We start from the raw sequence: 21,082 nt of genomic DNA, 5'->3' as shown, positions 1-21,082 counted from the left end.
ATCCCCGGAAGGTCATTGCTCGTTGCGCAGCAGGCGGCGCAACTGGAACACGATGTAGACGAGCATGATCGCGAACAGCACGACCGCGATCGACGCGGAATAGCCGAGCCGGTAGTACTTGATCGCCTGGTCGTACATGTAATACGCAAGCACGGTCGAGCTCTCGAACGGGCCGCCGCTCGTCATCACCGAGATCAGGTCGAAGCTGCGCAGCGCACCGATCACCGTGACGACGATCGCCATGAAGGTGGTCGGCCGCAGTTGCGGCAGCACCACGTGCCACAGCAGCGCGAAGCCGCGCGCGCCTTCCATGCGTGCGGCTTCGATCTGTTCCGGATTGAGCGATGTGAGGCCGGTGAGGTACAGGATCATGCAGTACGCGGTTTGCGGCCACAGCGCGGCGAACACGATGCCGAACGTCGCGTAGCGCGCGTCGCCGAGCACCGGGATGCCGTGCCCGGCGATCAGCGCGAGCAGGCCGAACGTCGGATCGTAGAACCACGAGAAGATCAGGCCGACGACCACGCCCGACAGCACGAACGGCGCGAAGAACAGCGACTTCACGAGCCGGATGCCGGCGACCGCCTGGTTCAGGTACAGCGCGAGCGCGAGGCCGAGCGGCGGCGCGAGCATGAAGAGCGCGAGCCAGATCACGTTGTTGCGCAGCGCCGTGTAGAACGTCGGCGCTTGCAGCAGCTCCGCATAGTTCGCGAGACCGACGAACGTGCGCTCGGTCATCCCGTCCCAGTTGAACAGGCTCAGCCACAGCGTCGACAGGATCGGCCAGATCACATAGACGGCAACCATCGCGCAGGCCGGCGCGAGAAACAGCCACGCAGCACGCCGTTGCCGCCGCACGGCGGGCGACGGGCGGCGCGCGGGTAGTGCAACAGCGGTAACCGCGGCGGGCGCGCGAGGGGGCGGCGGTTCCGGCGGCGCGGCGGGCGGCTCGAGGTGTCGGGACGAAATCGGACTGGACACGGCAGGGCTCCTGAACGAGCGAACGATGGGACAGCCGCAGCGGCGGAGCACCGCCGCGCGGGTCACGGCGTTACTTCTTGTAGATCCGCTTGCGGGTCTGTTCGAGCTGCGCGAGCACCGTATCGAGCTGCGCCGGATTCGCGAGGAACTGCTGCATCCCCTTCATCCCCTCGTCGGCCATTTCCTTCGTCATGTCGCGGTCGTAGAACTGCGCGACGCCGCCCTTCGTGTCGGCCAGGATCCGGAAGCCGATGCGCGAGACCGGATCGGCCGGCTCGGGCGACTTGCTGTTGGCCGACAGCGAACCGAGGCCTTCCGCGAGCTTCGCGCCCATCTCGGGTGTTTCGACGAACGCGAGGAACGTGTGCGCGTCGGCCTTGTTCTTCGCCTTCGTCGGGATATGCAGCGATTCGACCGGGCCATCCTCGGCGGTCGGCACCTTCGGGTCGATGATCGGGAAGCGGTAGTAGCCCATTTCCTGCTTCACGTTCGGCGGAAAACCCGCCGCGATGAAGGTACCCATCAGCATCATCGCGGCCTTGCCCTGGAACAGGAACGGCTGGGCGCCGTCGAGATCGTAGGACAGCGCGTTGTCGATGAAGTAGCCCGCGTCGATCAGCGACTTCCACGTCGTGTAGACCTTCTTCACGCGCGGGTCGGTGTACGGCACGTCGCCGGCCATCAGCTGCTGGTGGAACGCGTTGCCGTTCAGGCGCAGGTCGAGATAGTCGAACCAGCCGGCGAGGGTCCACGCGTCGCGGCCGCCGATCGCGACCGGCGTGATGCCGGCCGCCTTCAGCTTCTTGCATGCGTCGAGAAACTGGTCCCAGGTCTTCGGTTCGTCGGCGATGCCGACCTTGCGGAACAGGTCCTTGCGGTAGAACAGGCCCCACGAGTAGTAGACGGTCGGCGCCGCGTACTGCTTGCCGTTGTACGACGATGCGTCGCGCGTCGATGCATACATCGCGCCCCAGCCGTTCTTCGTCCAGTCGCCGCTCAGGTCCTCGAACAGCCCGCGCTTCGCGTAGTACGCCATCCGCTCGCCGGCGTGCCAGTTCACGACGTCCGGCGCGACGGTCGTGAGCCAGGCGGGGAGCTGCACCTTGTACGCTTCCTCGTCGACGAAGGTCGCCTTCACGTCGATGTCGGGATGCGCCTTGTGGAACGCGTCGAGCGTCGACTGCCAGACCGCGCGCTGGCTGGCGCCCTTGAACGCGATGTTGATCGTCAGCGTGCCGGCATCGGCGGGCGCCGTCGTGCCGAGCGATGCCAGTGCGACGGCGGCGGCCGTGGCGAGCCGGGCGGCGAAGCGAAGGGGGCGATGTGTCATGCGTGTCTCCATTCCTGTGTGTCGTCTTGTGCGTGACCGGCGCATCGTGGCGCCGGTGCCAGGGTGCTACGAACGGCTTCGATACACGGCCACGTCTTGCGGCCCGACTTGCGCGCTGCCGAGCACGAACGCCGACGGCGGTACCGCGTCGATCGTGTGCGGCGTGTCGCCATAGTTGAAAACGTAGGTCAGGCCGCCGCGCCGGCTCATGCGCACGCCGTCGCCGAGCGGCGTCGGCGTGAGGCCGGCTTCGGCCGCGACGTCGGCGAACAGCCGGGCGGTGGTCGCGTCGTCGAACAGCGCGGCCCAGTAGTGCAGCGTGCCGTGCGACACGCAGGCCGGGTGACCGTCGGCGAAGCGCGCGCGCACGACGCTGCGTGTGTCGTCGTGCAGTTCGACGAAGTCGCGCCAGTGGCGCGCATGGCCCGCGAGCGGCGTACCGTCGTACAGCGTCCCGTCGATTCGCTCGGTCACGTTCGGCCGCAGCGATTCGACGCGCCATACGCGCACCGGCAGGATCGAGGCGAGCGGGCCGGGCGGCAGCATCGGCGGAATCTGCAGGTCGACGGTCTTCGAGCCGGTGCGCGGCCCGAACACGGCGTGCGCGCCCGAGGCCGCGAGCCGCGCGGCGAAATCGTCCGGGACGACCGGCAGCGGCGGCACGACGACGAGCCGGTAGCCGTCGAGCGGCGCATGCGCGGAAACGATGTCGACGTCGAGGCCGAGCGAACGCAGCGCCGTGTAGTACTCGAACGCGAAGCGCGGGTAGTGGAAATCGGCGCCTTGCGGCTGCACTTCGAACAGCCACTTCGCTTCGTAGTCGAACACGAGCGCGACGGGGGCAGGCACCGCGCCGTTCGCGTCGACATCCGCGCCGGCGTCGAGCACGGCGGCGATCTCCTGAGCGACGCGCTGCGCCTCGCGGCCGCCTTCGTCGAGCCGGTTGTCCGGCGTGTTCAGGCCCGCATGCATCTGCTCCTGCGCGAACGGCGCCTGACGCCAGCGGAAGTACGACACGCAACCGGCGCCGTGCGCGAACGCCTCCCAGCTCCACAGGCGCACCATCCCCGGCAGCGGCGCGGGGTTCCACTGCGCCCAGTTCACGGGGCCCGGCTGCTGCTCCATCACCCAGAACGGCAGCTTCGACATGCCGCGATAGAGGTCGTGATTGAACGACGCGAAATCGGGATGGCCGGTGCGCAGCCAGCGCGCCTTCACGTCGGGCGCGAACCATTGCTCCTCGAGCGCGCCGAGCGGATAGCTGTCCCACGTCGCGACGTCGAGGTCGCGCGCCACTTCGTAATGGTCGAACTCGGTGAACAGCTGCATGAAGTTGTGCGCGACGGGCCGGCCCGGCGAGTGCGCGCGGATCACGTCGACCTGCATCCGGTGATAACGCGCGACTTCGTCCGACGCGAAGCGCCGGTAGTCGAGGCGATGCGACGGGTGCGCTTCTGTCACGGTGCCGACGGGCGCATCGACCTCGTCGAAATGGCGATACTCCATGCTCCAGAACACGGTGCCCCACGCGCGGTTCAGTGCGTCGATCGTGCCGTAGCGCGCCTTCAGCCACGCACGGAAGCGCACGAGCGCGGCCGGCGAATAACTGACGACGGTCTGGTGGCAGCCCAGCTCGTTGTCGGTCTGCCAGTAGCGCACGGCCGGGTGCCGGCCGTAGCGCTCGGCGACCGCCGTGCAGATCTGCCGCGACGCCTCGAGATAGGTCGGCGACGAGAAGTCGTAGTGGCGGCGCGAGCCGAACGCGCGCGGCCGGCCGTCGGCGCCGATCGCGAGGATGTCCGGATGGCGGTCGACCAGCCATTTCGGCGGCGTCGCGGTCGGCGTGCACATCACGATCTCGAGGCCGGCTGCGCCGAGCACGTCGACCGCCCGATCGAGCCAGCCCCAGTCGTATTCGCCGGGCGACGGCTCGATACGGCTCCACGCGAATTCGGCGATCCGCACCTGCTCGATGCCGAGCGCTTTCATCCTGCGGGCATCGTCGGCCCACATCGATTCCGGCCAGTGTTCCGGGTAGTAACAGACTCCGAGGCGCATGCCCGATCCTTATGCGTAGTGGTGAACGTGGACGTCGGCGCACGCGGGCACCGCGCGGCCGTCTTCGGTGAAGAGATGGCAGGCCGCGGCCGGCGCATGTACGTGCACGCGCTCGCCGGTACGCACCTGCGCGTCGCCGGGCACTTTCGCGATCAGCGTGTGGCCGCCGGGCTGGTCGAGGTGCACGTAGGTCTGTTCGCCCAGGCGTTCGACGAGCGCGACGTCGCGTGCGAGTGTCGTGGCGTCGTGCGCGGCGCCGAGCGTCAGGTGTTCGGGGCGAATGCCGAGCGTCACGGCGGCGCCTGCGCCGAGCGCCGAGCCGTCGCGCGGCAGCGTGAAGGTCTCGCCGGACGGCGTGAGCGTGACGGTCGTGCGACGGGCATCGCACGCCGTGACGACGGCCGGCAGGAAGTTCATCCGCGGCGAGCCGATGAAGCCCGCGACGAAGCGGCTGGCCGGGTGGTGGTAGAGGTCGAGCGGCGCGCCGACCTGCGCGATGCTGCCGTGCTGCGCGGTGTCGGCGCCGGTGTGCAGCAGCACGATCTTGTCGGCGAGCGTCATCGCTTCGGTCTGGTCGTGCGTCACGTAGACGACGCTCGCGCGTTCGAACTGCCGGTGCAGCCGCGCGATCTCGATGCGGGTCTGGCCGCGCAGCGCGGCGTCGAGATTCGACAGCGGCTCGTCGAACAGGAACACGCCGGGCTCGCGCACGATCGCGCGGCCGATCGCGACGCGCTGCCGCTGGCCGCCCGACAGCGCCTTTGGTTTGCGTTCGAGCAGCGTGTCGAGCTGCAGGATGCGCGCCGCATCGCGCACCTTCCGGTCGATCTCGGCTTTCGGCACGCGTGCGAGCTTCAGCCCGAACGCCATGTTCTCGTAGACCGTCATGTGCGGAAACAGCGCGTAGCTCTGGAACACCATCGCGACGCCGCGCTCGGCGGCCGGCACGTCGTCGACGCGGCGGCCGTCGATCGACAGCTCGCCCGCGCTCAGGTCCTCGAGCCCGGCGATCATCCGCAGCAACGTCGACTTCCCGCATCCGGACGGCCCGAGGAACACGCAGAACTCGTGCGCGCCGATCTCCAGATCGACGTCGCGAATGACCGGCGCGTGATCGCCATAGGCTTTCTGCACGCGCCGCATCGAGATGCTCGCCATTGTCTCCGCTCCATGTTTTAATGCGCCATCATCGGTGATTAAGCGCTTAATCATCGCGATCAAAAAAAGAGGCGATGTGATCGCGGCCGAGTCGCGCCCGTCGGTCGGGCGGCAGGGTGTGCGGCGATAGTGCGCCGCTTCGGTAAGCGAAGCAAATACTGGATAGACGTCTCATATAGTGAGCAAGCGATGGCAACCCTGGATGAAGTGGCGCGCCGCGCCGGCGTGACGGCCGCGACCGTGTCGAACGTGCTGCGCGAGCGCGGCCGGGTGGGCGAGGCGACGCGAGCGCGGGTGCTGGAAGCCGTGGAGGCGCTCGGGTATCGGCCGCATCTCGCGGCGCGTGCGCTGGCGGAAGGGCGCGCGCCGACGGTCGCGCTGATGGTGTCGAGCATCGCGAACCCGTTCTACCCGGAGTTCGCGCTGGCGGTCGAGCGCGCGGTGCGCCGCAACGGGCAGTTCCTGATCGTCTGCAATACGAATGAAGATCCGCTGCAAGGGCGCGCGTATCTCGACCAGATTGCCGGCACGATCTCCGAAGGGATTCTCGTGACCAACGCGAACCTGCATCTGCCGGATCTGCTCGACGTGGCGGCGCGCGGTGTGCCGGTCGTGCTGTGCCTGTGGGAGCGGCCGGAGGCGCCGCCCGACGGATTGCCGTGCGTGGCGATCGATTTTCGGGAGGCGGGGCGGATCGCGACGCGGCACTTGCTCGAGCTGGGCCACGAGCGGATCGGCGTAATCGTCGGCGGGTCGGCGAGCGGCGTGCAGGCGGCGCGCTACGACGGCTTCGTCGACGTGATGCGTGAAGCCGGGCTCGATGCGTCGATCGTCGCGGCGGAACCCGATTCGATCGACGGCGGCGTGCGCGCGGCGGGGCGGCTGCTCGACGCGCATCCGCGGCTGACCGCGCTGGTCGCGACCAACGACCTGCCGGCGATCGGGGCGATGCATGCGGCGGCCGATCGCGGCAGGCGTGTGCCGGACGACCTGTCGATCGTCGGGATCACCGACATTCACCTGGCCAGCGACACGCGCCCCACGCTGACGACCGTTGCGATCCCGACCGCCGAGGCCGCGGGGCTCGCGGTCGAATTGCTCAATGCGCTACGCGACGCGGGCGCGCGCAGCAGCGCTGCATCGCGCGTGCGGGTCGCGTCGCTGCCGAAACTGGTGGTGCGCGGGACGACCGGCCGCGCGCCCGGCGGGAGCGCGACGCGGCCGATTTGATGTATCGATATGCTGAATGTCGCGACGGAGGTTGGCGCCGCGATTGGCGCGACCCGACAAGGCCCGCCCGCCCCGCGCGCGCGGGGCAGCGGGCGCCATACGCAGCACCGGCTTCAATCGCCTTCGACGAGCCCCATCACGATGCGCCTGGCCGATTCGAGATGCACGACCGTCATCGACCGAGCGGCACGCGCATTGCGTTCGCGGCACGCCTGCAGGATCTCCTCGTGCTCGACCTGGAACGACGGCGTATCGGCGAGCAGCGTGGCCTGCAGGCGCTCGTACCGTTCGACCTGGCTGCGCAGCTCCGCGATCGTATTCAATTGCCGTGCGTTGCCGCAGCACGAATACAGCAACGCATGGAATTCGCGGTTCAGTTCGCCCTGCCGGCGCGGCACGGCCGTATCGCCGAGCAGGCGATGGACGAGTTCGGCACGCGCGAGCGTCTCGTCGTCGAGCCGCTTCACGCTTCGGTAGATGGCGTCGCCTTCGAGCAGCACGCGCAGGTCGTAGATTTCCTGCACGTCCGACGCGCCCAGCATGCGCACGACGGCGCCGCGATTCCTGAAGATGTCCAGCAACCCTTCGCGCTCCAGGCGCTGGATGGCCTCGCGCATCGGAATCCGGCTGATGCCGAACCGGTCGGCGAGGTCGCGCTCGACGAGCCGCTCGCCCGCTTCGAGCTCGCCGTTGATGATCATGTCGCGCAACGAGGCGGCGACCGCGTCCGCCGTGGAATCGAGTTTGGCTTCCATGCCTGTGTGTTCCGTCAATTTGGAATAATGGTATACCAAATGAAAATCCGGTGCCAAAATGGCGAACGCAGGCGGGCTCCGTACGACGAAATCCGGCCCGGTCGAAGCAACCCACATCAATGGAGAGCGAGATGGCATCTGGCGAACACAAGTATCGCGTCGCAGTCGCGTGGACGGGCAATCGCGGCACCGGCACGTCGGGGTATCGCGAATACGGCCGCGATCATGTGATCCGGGCCGGTTCCAAGCCGGAAATTCCCGGTTCGTCGGACCCGGCGTTTCGGGGCGACGCGTCGCGCTGGAACCCCGAAGACCTGTTGCTGGCGTCGGCATCGGCGTGTCACAAGCTGTGGTACCTGCACCTGTGCTCCGAAGCGGGCATTCACGTGCTCGCTTATGTCGACGATGCGGAAGGCACGATGGTCGACCGTGACGAGCCGGGCCGCTTCACGGAAATCGTGCTGCGCCCGCACGTGACGATCCAGGCCGGCGACGATCGCGAGCGGGCGGAACATCTGCATCACGATGCGCACGCAAAGTGCTATATCGCGAACTCGGTCAATTTTCCGATCCGCTGCGAGCCCACGATCGAATTCGCCGCGGCGTGACGCCGACACCCGCCGGACGAAATCGACGATGAAGCTTTTCTACTACCCCGGCAACGCCAGCATGGCGCCGCACTTCGTGCTCGAGGAAATCGACCAGCCGTTCGAGCTTGAATACGTCGACCGCACGCACGATCGGCACAAGTCGCCGGACTACCTCGCGCTCAATCCGAACGGGCTCATTCCGGTACTGATCGACGGCGACCTGGTGCTGTAGGAGGCCGCGGCCATTTGTTTGCATCTCGCCGATGCGCATCCGGAGCAGCGGCTGGCGCCCGAACTCGGCACCCCGGAACGGGCGCAGTGGTTACCGCAGCGACTCGTGCGCCCGGCGATCCAGCGCGCGATGAAATTCGATTCGCCGTTGTTCCGGAGTGCGTACAGGTGGATATACGAAAGGTCCGCTTGAAATCGATCTGGTCTGGCCGACGGATTCTTTGAGAAACCGATTGGGGATGTCCGATTCCATGTCAATCAGACGAGACTGAAATTCGGAATTTGTGGTTTCCATTCAACGGCTTGGCATTTGTTGACAGTTGCCTTTCGATCGGCTCGGTAAGATCGCGTTCAATAACCAAACGAACGGACGCGGGCCGCGTCGACCAGAATGAATAAGAATGCGCACCGTCTGGTGTTTTCCAGGCTTCGGGGTATGGTGGTGGCCGTCGCGGAGACAGCGACAGCTGAAGGGAAATCCGCAACAGGCGAAGCTCGCGCGCGGCGGCGGTCGTCGACGTCCGGCGCTCGCGTCCTTGTGGCGGGCGTCGCCGCACTCGGCATGCTCCCCACCCTGTCCGATGCGCAGATCATCCCGACGCCCGGCACCAGCACGCAGGTGATCCAGACGCCGAACGGCTTGCCCCAAGTCAACGTGGCCAAGCCTTCGGGGGCCGGCGTGTCGGTCAACACCTACAACCAGTTCGATATCCAAAAGGCTGGCGCGATCCTGAACAACTCCGCCACGATGGTTCAGACGCAGCAGGCGGGCTGGATCAACGGCAACCCGAATTACGGAGCCGGGCAGGTCGCGCGGATCATCGTCAACCAGGTCAACAGCCCGAACCCATCTCAAATTCGCGGCGCCTTGGAGATCGCAGGCACTCGCGCAGAGCTGGTCATCGCTAACCCGTCCGGGATTTTAGTGGATGGTGGAACCTTCCTGAATACCAGTCGCGCGACCTTGACGACTGGCGTGCCGTTCTACGGCGCCGATGGTTCGCTCGCCGGTTACAAGGTCGACCGTGGGCTTGTGACTGTCTCGGGCGCGGGCCTGAACGCTACCGGCACCGATCAGGTGGACCTTATCGCTCGCGCTGTACAGGTCAATTCCGCTATCTATGCGAAGAACCTGAACGTGATCGCAGGTGCCACCCAGGTCAACCACAACACGCTTGCCGCGACGCCGATCGACGGCGACGGCTCCGCTCCGGCGGTCGCGATCGACGTGAGCCAGCTGGGTGGTATGTATGCCAATCGGATCGTGCTTGCATCGAACGAGTTTGGTGTGGGGGTCGCCAACGCCGGCACCATCGCTGCGCAGGCAGGCGACCTGACGTTGCAGTCGAACGGCCGGCTCGTGCTCACGGGCAAGACTACGGCAAGCGGCAATATGGCGCTGTCGGCGTCGGGTGGTATCCAGAACAGCGGCATAACGTACGCGCAGCAATCGCTCTCGGCCAATACGAGCGCCGATCTCACGAATACCGGCACGCTCGCGGCGCAGCAGAATACGGCAGTGAATGCCGGGAGCGTCAACGCGACCGGCACGCTCGGCGCCGGCGTGAACAATGACGGCACCGTCGCACACAGCGGCGACTTGAACCTGACGGCGTCGGGCCTATTGACCGCGACCGGCCGGAATGTGGCGGGCGGCAATGCATCGCTGACGGGCGGCAGCATGAATCTCGCCGGCAGCCAGACAGCGGCGAACGGCAATCTGTCGCTGAACGCGACGGTCGGCGACGTGAACCTCTCGAACGCGACGACGAGCGCGCAAGGCGCCATTCAGGCGAACGCATCGGGCACAGTGATCAACGATCACGGCAACCTGTCGAGCGGCGACAGCACGACGCTGACCGGTGGCAATCTGTCGAATCAGGGTGGCGAGATCTCGTCGCAGGGGCCGTTGTCGGTGAGTGTCGCCGGCCAGATCGCCAACCAGTCCGGCGGACTGGTATCCGAAAGTACGGCGGACGTGCGTGGTGGCGCCATCGCAAACAACCGGGGCACCGTTCAAAGCGCGGCCGGCATGACGGTGGCCGGCGCGTCGCTGGACAACACGGCCGGCCGGATCACGTCGCTTAACGGCGACGGCCTGTCGGTGATGACCACCGGTCAATTGACCAATGCGGCGGGCACGACCGCGAACGGCGCGCACGGCGGCGTTATCGGCGGCAACGGCGATGTGTCGGTCCAAGGCGCAAACGTTGTCAATCGTGGCGCGATCACCTCCAATGCGAATCTGCGGGTATCGGGCCAGTCGGTCGACAACGGCAGTGGCACGCTGCAGGCGGCGCAAAAGGTGGTTGTCGACGCGGGCGCGCGCCTGGTCAACAACGGCGGCTCGATCGTCGGTCTGACGGCCGCGCTGACCGGCACGACCCTCGACAACAGCGCGGGAGACGTTCAGGCCGTCCAGCTTTCGCTGACTGCAACCGACCTCGTGAACCACGGTGGCACGATCACGCAGACGGGCGCCGGCCCGATGGCCGTCAATGTGTCGCGTACGCTCGACAATTCCAAAGGCGGCACGCTGCAAACCAACAGCACCGACCTGGCGCTCACCCCCACCGCACTCGCGAATGACGGCGGGACGATCACGCATGCCGGCAACGGCACACTGACGCTCGGAGGCGGCTCGGGCTCGATATCGAACGTAGGCGGTTCGATCGCGAGCAACGGACGCGTCGCCGCCCAAACCGGCGCGCTAAACAACGCGGCGGGCTCGATCAACGCGCAGAGCGGACTGACGGCAACCGTCGCCGGCACGCTGAACAATGCGAGCGGCAAGCTGTTGTCGAATACGGATCTGAGCGTCACCAGTGGCATGCTGACGAACGATGGCGGCCAGATCGGTGCGGGCACGAACGCGACAATCCACTCAGGCTCGATGACGAACCAGGGCGGTTCGATCGTCGCGCCGAACCTGTCGATCACAGCCGCGTCGACGCTCGACAACAGCGGCGGCAAGCTCGAGGCCAATCAGCTTGGGCTCACGGCCGCAAACCTCGTCAACCACAGCGGCACGATTACGCAGTATGGGGCGTCAACGATGGGCATGAATGTCAGCGGCACGCTCGACAACTCGGCCGCTGGCGTGATCCAGACCAACAGCACGGATCTGACGCTCAAGCCCGCCGAGCTGAACAACGCGGGTGGCACCATCACACATGCCGGCACGGGCACCCTGACGATCGCGCCGGGCAATGGCTCGAGCGCGCTGAACAACGCGTCGGGCACCATCGTGACGAAGGGGCAAGCCATCGTCAACGCGGCCGCCTGGAACAACGCGAGCGGTATCCTCGCCGCGCAACGCGGCATCAACGCGACCATTGCAGGCGACGTGAACAACGCGCAGGGCCTGCTGCGATCGGACGCGTCGCTGTCGTTGAAGAGCGGCGGTGCCCTGTCGAACCAAGGCGGCCACGTTCAGGCCGGACAATCTACTGCTGGTGACACCAGCACACTCGACATTCAATCGGCTTCGATCGACAACGCGGATGGCGCCATTGTCGACCTCGGTGCGGGCAAGATGACGGTGCAAGGCGACAACCAGATCGCGAACAGTCATGCCGGCGGTGTGTCCGGCATGGGTGCGATTACCGGTAACGGCGACGTGACGGTCAGCGCGGCATCGATCAGCAATACGCAGGGCGGTCAGCTCAGTGGGGCATCGCTGCATGTCCAGGGGAACTCGCTCGACAACAGCGGCGGCATCATCGGTAACGTCACGAATTCGAACGGCAACGTGAACGTTACGACGACCGGCGCGGTCACGAACACGAACGGCCAGATCGGCTCGACGCACGACCTGTCGGTCGCAGCGGCCACGCTGCAAGGTGGCGGCACATACAGCGCGGCGCACGACGCCACCGTGAACCTGCAGGGCGACTACACGGCGGCATCCGACACGCAGTTCAAAGTCGGTCACGATCTCGCCTTCACGCTGCCCGGCACCTTTACGAACAACGCGAACCTGCAGTCGGTCAACAACCTGAGCGTCAATGCGGGCAACATCGTCAACGCGGGCGCCCTGACGGCCGGCGGCTTGCTGCGTATGCAGTCGACCGATTTGACCAACACGGGGGCGCTGGTCGGCGCCAGCGTATCGCTCAACGCGACGAATACGATCTCGAACCTTGGGCCGACCGCGCTGATCGGCGGATCGGACAGCAACGGTACGCTCGAAATCCTCGCGCATGACATCGAAAACCGCGACGACACGACGGCCACCGACTCGATGGCGACGACGGCCATCTTCGGGATGGGCAAGGTCGTGCTGGCGGGCGGCAAGGACGCGAGTGGCAACTACACGAACGCAGCGTTGGTCAACAACGTGTCTGCCTTGATCCAGTCCGGCGGCGACATGGAATTGCATGCCGACAAGGTGACAAGCACGCGCCGCGTGATGAAAACTTCCACCAGCCAGATCGATCCGGCTTCTCTCGCGCAGTTCGGCATTCCGATCAGCGGACGCACGGGCCAGGTCGGCGTGAAGGATCCGTACAGCATCGGCGGCGTCTACACTGAGCCGCCTCACGGCGGTCAGTGGAACAGCACGTATCAGTTCACGACCTACTATGCGGACAGCGCGACGGCGACGACCGTAACGGACATCAGCCCGGCCGCCCAGATCGTGTCGGGCGGCAAGATCGACGCCTCTTCGGTCGGTACGCTGCAAAACTACTGGAGCAACATCGCGGCGGTCGGCGACATCAAGATGCCAGCCCGCTACGATGCCGACGGCTGGGCGGCGTCCGGTCAGAAACTGCCGGGCGTGTCGGTTTCCTACTCGGGGCAATATCACTACAACAATTACGACAATTCTGAATATGACTGGAAGCTTCCGTTCGGCACTGCACCGTTTGTCGGCTCTCGGCCGGGTGGCTACACGCAGGCGGCGCCAGCATCGATCAAAGACTACAAGTTGCCGCGTTACGATGCGACGTTGAATTCGAACGGTACGATTTCCGGCACTGGAGTGAGTGTCAACAACTCGGCGGGTAACGCATCGATTCCGTCGCTCGGCCTGCTGCCGGGACAGTCGGTGCCGGGTCTCACGCCTACCAATCTGAGCGGGAACGCGAGCGGTGCGAAATCGGGGGCGTCGTCCGTGCACGGTGGTGCGCCCGCGCCGGTCGACCCGATCATCGCCAGTGCGACGGCGCTGAACGTGCTGAACAATCTCGCCATTCCGCAGGGCGGATTGTTCAAACCGACTACCGCGCCGAACGCGAGCTATGTGATCGAGACGAACCCTGCGTTCACGAACCAGAAGAATTTCATTTCGAGCGACTACTTCTTCGGCCAGCTTGGCGTCGATCTCACGCACATCCCCAAGCGCCTCGGCGACGGTTTCTACGAGCAGCAGCTTGTGCGCAACGAAGTCACGTCGTTGACCGGCAAGGCGGTACTCGGGCCGTACGCCGACCTGGAGACGATGTACCAGTCGTTGATGGCGGCTGGTGCGAGCCTGTCGAAATCGCTCGATCTCCCGATCGGCGCGAGCCTGTCTGCCGATCAGGTATCGAAGCTGACCAGCAACGTAATCATGATGGAAACGCGTGTGGTCGACGGTCAGTCGGTGTTGGTGCCCGTCGTGTATCTCGCGAAGGCCAGCCAGCAGAACATCGACGGCCCGCTGATCAGCGCAACGAACATCGATTTCCAGAACGCGCAGTCGTTCGCGAACAGTGGCACGATCAAGGCGGACAATACGCTGGCAATCCAGGGCAAGCAGATCGACAACGCATTCGGCGCGCTGCAAAGCGGTGGGCTGATGTCGCTGAAGACAGAGAACAACATCGATCTGACGTCGGCGAACGTGAAGGCGGGCAGCCTTCAGCTTGATGCCGGCAAGGACTTGATTCTCGACACGGCGACGAAGACGAATACGCGCGTGAGTCGGGACGGCGCGACGAGTGTAGTGACGACGCTCGGGCCGACCGCCAAGCTGGAGGTCGCGGGTGACGCGTCGCTCGTCACCGGCGGCACCTTCCAGCAGAACGCGGGCAATCTGTCGGTAGGCGGCAACCTCGGGATGAACGTCGGCGGCAACTGGGATCTCGGTGCGGTGCAGACGGGCGAGCACAAGATCGTGCAACGCGCCAACGGCGTATCGAACACCGACATCAACACGGTCACCGGCAGCTCGGTGAAGGTTGGTGGGCAGTCGAGCATCGGCGTGGGGGGTGACTTGACGGCCAAGGGCGCGCAGATCGACCTCGGCCAGGGCGGGACGATCGCCGCCAAGGGTAACGTGACGCTCGGCGCGGCGAGCGCGACGTCGACGGTCAACAGCAACAGTTCAGGCAGTGATAGTCACGGCAGCTATGCGGAAACGCTGCACACGTCCGATCAGGCGCTGACCGGCACGACGCTCAAGGGCGGCGATACCGTTACGCTGGCGTCAGGCAAGGATCTTACAATCAGCGGTAGCACGATCAGCCTGGATAAAGGTAATGCGAACCTGCTGGCGGCCGGCGATGTGAATATCGGCACCGCAACCGAAACGCACGAGTTGAACTCTCACGAAACGCATAGCCACAGCAATGTTGTCAGCGGAGCGAAGATCGCGAGCGGGATCGACCAGACGGCGACCTATAGCCAAGGCAGCACGGTGTCGGCCGACGGCGTCAACATCGTCAGCAACCGCGACATCAACGTGACGGGCAGCAACGTCGTTGGTACGGACGACGTCACCTTGCAGGCGAAGCGCGACGTCAACGTCACGACCTCACAAGACACGACTCAATCGTCCAGCTATTTCGACAAGAAGGAGTCGGGTCTGCTCACGAATGGTGGTTTGTCTGTGACAGTGGGCTCACGCTCGGCCGCGCAGCAAGACCAAAGCAGTTCCGTGACGAACAAAGGGAGTGTGATCGGGTCATCGCAGGGCAATGTGACGATCCAGGCAGGGAAGGATGCGTCGATTGCGGGCAGTACGGTCGTTGCGGGCCAGGATGTCGGCATCACGGCACAGAACGTGACCGTAAATGCTGCATACGATACCTACAAGGACGCGCAGTCTCAGCAGTTCAGCCAATCGGGTTTGAGCGTCGGATTGGGTGGCGGCCTGGTTGGACTCGGACAGTCGATGGCAGGTGCGGTCCGCCAAGGCCAGCAGTCGGGTGACTCGCGTCTCGTGGCAGTGCAGGCGGTGGCGGCCGCCGAGCAGGCTTACCAGAACCGCGGTGGGATCAAGGACGCGGCCAATGCCCTGTCGAACGGCAACGTAAGCGAGGCTGCCAAGGGTGTTCAGGTACAGCTCAGCATCGGATCGAGCCATAGCAGCAGCAATGCGACGACATCGATCTCGAGCGCGAAAGGTTCGTCGATCATCGGCAACGGCAACGTCTCCATTACTGCGACCGGCGCGCCGGACGCGGACGGAAATGTTCAGGCAGGTACCGGCAACATCGCGATGACCGGAGCGTCGGTACTCGGCAAGAATGTTGCTCTCGACGCCAACCACGCGATCACGCTGCAAAGCGCGCAGAGCACCGATCAGAGCACGAGCTCGAACAGTTCGACTGGCTGGAATGCGGGCGTCGCGATCGGCGTGGGCAAGAACACGGGCATCAGCGTCTTTGCGAATGGCTCGAATTCGCATGGCCAGGGCAACGGCGACAGCGTGACGCAAACCAACACGACGGTGGCGGCCGGCAACTCGCTGACGATGATGTCGGGCGGTGACACGACGCTGTCGGGCGCCAAGGTGTCTGGCGACAAGGTCAAGGTAGATGTCGGCGGAGACCTGACGATGACGAGCCTTCAGGATACGTCGAACTACAGCAGCAACCAGCACAACACGGGCGTCAGTGGCAGCTTTACGTTCGGCTATGGTGGTGGCGTTGACGCGTCGATCGGCCATACCAGTATCGACGCGAACTATGCGTCGGCGAACCAGCAAACTGGCATCGTGGCAGGCAAGGGAGGGTTCGATGTCAACGTGACGGGCCATACGCAGCTCAATGGCGCGCAGATCGCGAGCGCGGCGCCGGCCGACAACAATACGCTGACGACCGGCAGCCTCGGATTTACCGACATCCAGAACAAGATGTCGTATTCGGGCTCGTCGGAAGGTTTTTCGACGTCGGGCGGTCCGAGCTTCGCGCAGACGAGCGATAGCGCAAGCGGCGTCACGCACGCGGCGGTGAGCCCGGCGAAGATTGTCGTGAAATCGGATGAGCAGAACGGCACGGACAGCACGTCCGGCCTGTCGCGTGACACGACGAACGCGAACCAGACGGTGGAGAACACGTTCAACCTGCAGAAGGTCCAGAACAATATGGCCTTCGCCCAGGCGTTCGGCAAGGTCGCGACTTTCGCGGTGGCGGAAGCGGCGACGCAGCTGGAAAACAGCAGCCCGCAGATGAAGGCGGTGTTCGGCGAAGGCGGTGCAGGTCGTGACGCGCTGCACGCCGCAGTGGCGGCGATCGGGGCAGCGCTGTCGGGTGGGAACATCGGTGGAGCGGTCGCGGGTTCGCTGGCCGGAGACGTGTTGCAGTCGCTGGCGCAGCCTATCATCGATCAGACCGTGAGCCAGTTGCCGCTGAGCGCACAAGCCGCCGCGCGGAATGCGCTGAACGAGATCGTGGCGACGGCGGGCGGTGCGGCGGCTGGCGCTGTCGCAGGTGGCGGTTCATACGGTGCGCTGGCCGGTGCAGGTTCGGCCGTCAACAACGAGCTTTACAATCGGCAGCTTCACGTAGAAGAGGTGAAGGTTGTCGAGCAGCTCGCAAAGGAAAAAGCGCAGGCGGTATGCCGTGGCGATTCCAGTTGCGTGGCGAAGGCAACGACCTACTGGACCGACATGCTCGAGCGCGCGGCGAAGGGAATGGTCGACGACACCGCCAACAAGGAAAACATGGGGTATCTCCAGACGCTGATCCAGACGGCTAACAATCCGACCAGCGAAGGTGCAATGGGCGGCCTCAGTTCCTACCTGGCGAACCTTCAGACCGCGCAAGATATGTTGTCGCAGTATATGGGCAAGCCGATTCTGGTCCGCGGCACGCCGATCATCTCCGACGGTTCGGCTCAGACGTATTTCAGTGCGACACCGGAGCAACGTTCCAATCAAAGCCTCAATGCGATATTGGGCTCGCTGCCTGGCTCGATCGTGGCGGGTGCGAGCCAACGCGATCAGAATCGAGTGGATTCCTTCGCGACGCAAAACGGCTCCGTGAAACCCGATTACACGATCGAGGAAACAGTCATCGGCGGTATCCTTACCAACAAAATCGCGTCGACAGCCGCGCGCGTGGGCGAGTCGATTGATGTTTGGTTGGCGGGGCCGGTGAATCCGACGGGCAAAGGGTTCATCAGCACCGGCAAGGTGACGATGGAGAGCATGCCGGTGAAATTGAATACCGCAGAACAAGGCGTGCTGTCACAACTCGACCAGCTGCCGTCCAAGGATTTGCAGGGACAGGCCCGTGAATATGTGGCGAACAACTACTTCGTACGGAATGGCTTTACGCCGCTTGATGGGAAGTGTGGGGCCAATTGCTTTGACGGCGTCTACATCAAGGGCGACACTGTCTACGTCAATGAAGTAAAGCCGTTGAACAAATCTGGCTCGATTAACTTAAATCCTGAAAACCCGGCGACCGGACTTCCGACTCAGCAAACGGATAATTGGGTGGAATACGCCATTAAACGTCTGAAAGACACCGAGGACCCGCAATTCGTTAACACGGCAACTGTTATAGAGCAAGCCATGAAGAAAGGAAAGCTAGTGAAGTTGGTTTCCGGAGTTGACTCCAATGGAATGGTTATTGTAAAGATTCCCCGGAATTAACCATGACAAATCGAACAGCATTGGATAAATTGGCGAATTTTGTTCAAATTGAGAGAAATGGAATTCCCGAGCTTGTTCATGATGCGATATATCGACGAAATAAAGTTCGCCTTGGCATTGTTTACAATGCATTGGCAAGTCGTGCGCGAGCACAGGCAGTTTTTGATTATTTTTCCGATAGAAATATCGCTGCGAGCAAGCAAAATTTTTATCTATCGTCAAAGTTATCCATAGCGAGTTGCGATTTGGATGGAGGTGCTAGTTTCACCACAGGACTTGAGATGCTCTGTGCGATCTTGTCTGATAACGAAAGTGTTATTGAGGCAGCGGCGCGTATGGAAACGTCGACGCTGTTGAATGGAAGAAATGATCCAAAATCGGCGGCAGCGTTTCAATACAGATTCCAGCTCGCGATCTTGGGTAAGGATCAGGAGTTGGGGGCGCGTATCGAGGAGGTGAAAAAAAATGGAACCAAAGCTGATCGGCAGGCCATTTCAAATGGTGAGTATTTTTTCTCATTGCTTCTAGCTCGCGATGCCGCAGGGTTAAGGGCGTTGATCGAAAAGCGGCACGCAAACGTCAAATGCGTTTGGCCGGATTTGGAGAACTTCATCTCATACCTTGGGACGCTTGAGACAAAAATTTGCTGGCGACGTGGTATCCAAATTGAAATCGACCATCCGCTGGTGCCAATGGAGTTGATGCCAGTCAAGCCACTCGATCACTACGATGACGTCTACGACTTTCTGAAGCCGGGGTGGGTGCCGCCTCCGCAGGGACTGATTGGCCGCGTTTCCCGGTGGTTTAAGACGTGATCGGCGCACATCGCACTCGCTTTGAGGCAACGATGAAGAAATCCAAATGGCCCGTAGCCCTAGCGTTTGTCATGTCGACGCTTCTCGCTGCATGCGAGACCGTGCCACCTGATGCACCGCCGCGTCCTCCGCCGAAACCGGAAATGGAGCCTGTGTTGCCGTCGTGGTCGAGCACGATCTGGGTGATGGGCTTCTGGAAATGGAGCGGTACCGAATGGGTTTGGATTCCGGGGCATTTAGCACCCAAACCATAAAATCGAACGAACAACACCACCTCTATGACAATCCGTACCCCGGTCGTGCTGCTGTCGGCCGCATGGTTGATTCCAATGGCCGCGTCGGCGCAGGAAGCGCCGCGCCTGATCATTCCGGGCAACGACCAGCAAACCCGACAGCAGGAAGAGGCACGTGAGCGCGAACGGGCCGTCACCGCGCCCGGGGTACGATCGAACGTGGCGGCAAGCGCTGGGTATCCCACGCTGCCGTCCGAAACGCCCTGCTTTCGCATTGACCGCTTCGCACTCGACGTACCCGATGGGCTACCCGCTTCCCTGAAGTTGCAAGGCGCGTCGGCGTTGCCGATGGATCGCTTCGCCTTCGCGCGCGAATGGCTCGAGCACTACACTGGGCAGTGTGTAGGCAAACAGGGACTCGACATGCTCGTCAAGGGTCTGTCGCAAGCCATTCTGGCACGCGGGTACGTCACGACGCGCGTGCTGCTGCCCGAACAGGATCTGTCGACCGGCGCCCTCAAATTTTCGCTAATCCCCGGCGTAATCCGCCATGTACGTTTTGCCGGCGAGAAGCTGCGCGGCACCTGGAAGACCGCCTTCCCGACCGGCGACGGCGAACTGCTCAACCTGCGCGACCTTGAGCAAGGTTTGGAGCAGATGAAGCGAGTGTCGAGCCAGGACGTGTCGATGCAGATCGTGCCAGCCGACGTGCCCGGCGAAAGCGACGTCGTGCTCGACGTGAAGCGCGACAAGCCGTGGACCGTCGTCGCGTCGATCGACAACTCAGGCACGCGTGCGACCGGCCGCTTGCAGGGCAACCTGTCGCTCGGCATAGATAACCCGCTCGGCCTGAACGACATCTTCAACATCGGCGTGAGCCAGGATCTCGAGTTCGGCGACAAGCGGCTCGGTTCGCACGGGTGGAACGGTTTCTATTCGATTCCATGGGGCTACTGGACCGCGACGCTCTCCGCATATACGAGCACGTACTACCAGCAGATCGCCGGCGTGAACCAGACGTTCATCGCGAGCGGCAATTCGAAGACGGTCGACTTCAAGTTGAACCGCGTGCTGTCGCGCAGCCAGAACGACGTGTTCGGTGTGCAGTTTCGGGTGTCGCGCCGCTTCGGGCAAAGCTTCATCGAAGACACCGAGATTCCGCAGCTGCGCCGCAACAATACGTTCGTCGAGTTCGGCCTGACCGATCGGCACTACTTCGGCAACGCGCAGTTCGACGGCACGCTCGCGTACCGACAGGGCATCGGCGCATTCGGCGCGCAGGACGACATGCTGGCGGCCGACGGCGGCCCGACCTACCGCTACAGGATGGCCGTGCTCGACGCGAACCTGTCGGTGCCGTTCGCGATCGCGCAGCATCCGTTTCGCTATGTCACGACATTTCATGGCCAGTACACGGGCAACACGCTGTACTACATTGACGACCTGACGATCGGCAGCCGCTATACGGTACGCGGCTTTGACGGAGAGACGATGCTGGCGGCTTCTCGCGGCTTCTACTGGCGCAACGAATTGCAGGCGTCGATCGGGAAGACGGGTATGGCGGTCTACGCGGGCCTCGACTACGGTCGAGTGTGGGGCCCGCAGCCGGTCGCGCTGGTGGGCACGCAACTGGCAGGCGCCGTGATCGGCGTAAAGGGCAGCGTCGCGACTCGATTGGGAGCCTACGGTTACGACCTGTTTGCCGGCACACCGATCTACAAGCCATCCGGATTCCCAACGGCACGCGTGACGGTGGGTTTTCAGGTCACGGCACAGTTCTAATGAAGCGAGCGCAATGCGGCACCCGGCCCGCCGTCGTTGGAGAGGGTGGTGGCGAGGCTCGAGAGCCGACGACTTCGACCGTATAGAGCGGGTACTGTTGTCGGAAAGCCC

General features: G+C 63.9%; 11 protein-coding genes and 1 pseudogene. 7 read left to right on the top strand and 5 right to left on the bottom strand.

The window, feature by feature from the left end; genetic code table 11:
* Window positions 1-12: 12 nt before the first annotated feature.
* From AB3K92_RS07635 to AB3K92_RS07620, 4 genes are all read right to left on the bottom strand, one after another.
* Entirely contained in the window at window positions 13-981 is a 969-nt protein-coding gene (locus tag AB3K92_RS07635; protein WP_059708727.1) for a carbohydrate ABC transporter permease, read from the bottom strand.
* Between the two features lie 70 nt (window positions 982-1,051).
* Window positions 1,052-2,311 carry an ABC transporter substrate-binding protein gene (locus tag AB3K92_RS07630; protein ID WP_021163539.1) on the bottom strand — a complete coding sequence of 420 codons (1,260 nt, stop codon included), beginning with the start codon at window positions 2,309-2,311 and terminating at the stop codon, window positions 1,052-1,054.
* Between the two features lie 66 nt (window positions 2,312-2,377).
* Entirely contained in the window at window positions 2,378-4,369 is a 1,992-nt protein-coding gene (locus AB3K92_RS07625; RefSeq protein ID WP_369464755.1) for a beta-galactosidase, read from the bottom strand.
* Between the two features lie 9 nt (window positions 4,370-4,378).
* Window positions 4,379-5,527, bottom strand: a complete 1,149-nt coding sequence (locus tag AB3K92_RS07620; RefSeq protein WP_369464754.1) for an ABC transporter ATP-binding protein — start codon at window positions 5,525-5,527, stop codon at window positions 4,379-4,381.
* Window positions 5,528-5,716: 189 nt separating this feature from the next.
* Here AB3K92_RS07620 and AB3K92_RS07615 point away from each other — a divergent pair, with 189 nt between their 5' ends.
* On the top strand, window positions 5,717-6,757 hold the full coding sequence (locus tag AB3K92_RS07615) for a LacI family DNA-binding transcriptional regulator (RefSeq protein WP_369464753.1): 1,041 nt from the start codon (window positions 5,717-5,719) through the stop codon (window positions 6,755-6,757).
* A 113-nt stretch (window positions 6,758-6,870) separates the two neighbouring features.
* On the opposite strand, the gene AB3K92_RS07610 is transcribed toward AB3K92_RS07615, so the two are convergent.
* Entirely contained in the window at window positions 6,871-7,512 is a 642-nt protein-coding gene (locus AB3K92_RS07610) for a GntR family transcriptional regulator (protein ID WP_369464752.1), read from the bottom strand.
* A 131-nt stretch (window positions 7,513-7,643) separates the two neighbouring features.
* Here AB3K92_RS07610 and AB3K92_RS07605 point away from each other — a divergent pair, with 131 nt between their 5' ends.
* The 6 genes and pseudogenes from AB3K92_RS07605 (at window position 7,644) to AB3K92_RS07580 (ending at window position 20,971) form a co-directional block, all read left to right on the top strand.
* Window positions 7,644-8,120 carry an OsmC family protein gene (locus tag AB3K92_RS07605; protein WP_021163534.1) on the top strand — a complete coding sequence of 159 codons (477 nt, stop codon included), beginning with the start codon at window positions 7,644-7,646 and terminating at the stop codon, window positions 8,118-8,120.
* Window positions 8,121-8,148: 28 nt separating this feature from the next.
* Window positions 8,149-8,421, top strand: a pseudogene (locus AB3K92_RS07600) (glutathione S-transferase N-terminal domain-containing protein); the annotation flags it as partial.
* Window positions 8,422-8,724: 303 nt separating this feature from the next.
* Window positions 8,725-18,141 (top strand): contact-dependent inhibition toxin BcpA, encoded by a 9,417-nt coding sequence (gene bcpA, locus AB3K92_RS07595; RefSeq protein WP_369464751.1) that lies wholly within the window; start codon window positions 8,725-8,727, stop codon window positions 18,139-18,141.
* Between the two features lie 2 nt (window positions 18,142-18,143).
* On the top strand, window positions 18,144-18,956 hold the full coding sequence (gene bcpI / locus AB3K92_RS07590) for a contact-dependent inhibition immunity protein BcpI (protein ID WP_175892972.1): 813 nt from the start codon (window positions 18,144-18,146) through the stop codon (window positions 18,954-18,956).
* A 32-nt stretch (window positions 18,957-18,988) separates the two neighbouring features.
* Window positions 18,989-19,210, top strand: a complete 222-nt coding sequence (gene bcpO, locus AB3K92_RS07585) for a CDI system lipoprotein BcpO (protein WP_081068677.1) — start codon at window positions 18,989-18,991, stop codon at window positions 19,208-19,210.
* A gap of 24 nt (window positions 19,211-19,234) precedes the next feature.
* On the top strand, window positions 19,235-20,971 hold the full coding sequence (locus AB3K92_RS07580; RefSeq protein ID WP_059651502.1) for a ShlB/FhaC/HecB family hemolysin secretion/activation protein: 1,737 nt from the start codon (window positions 19,235-19,237) through the stop codon (window positions 20,969-20,971).
* Window positions 20,972-21,082 lie beyond the last annotated feature (111 nt).

Origin of the sequence: Burkholderia sp. Bmkn7, from assembly GCF_041103175.1 — a bacterium.
GTDB lineage: Bacteria > Pseudomonadota > Gammaproteobacteria > Burkholderiales > Burkholderiaceae > Burkholderia > Burkholderia cepacia.
Note: the sequence above shows the minus strand (reverse complement) of the source record. Positions and strands in the feature narration are given on the sequence as shown.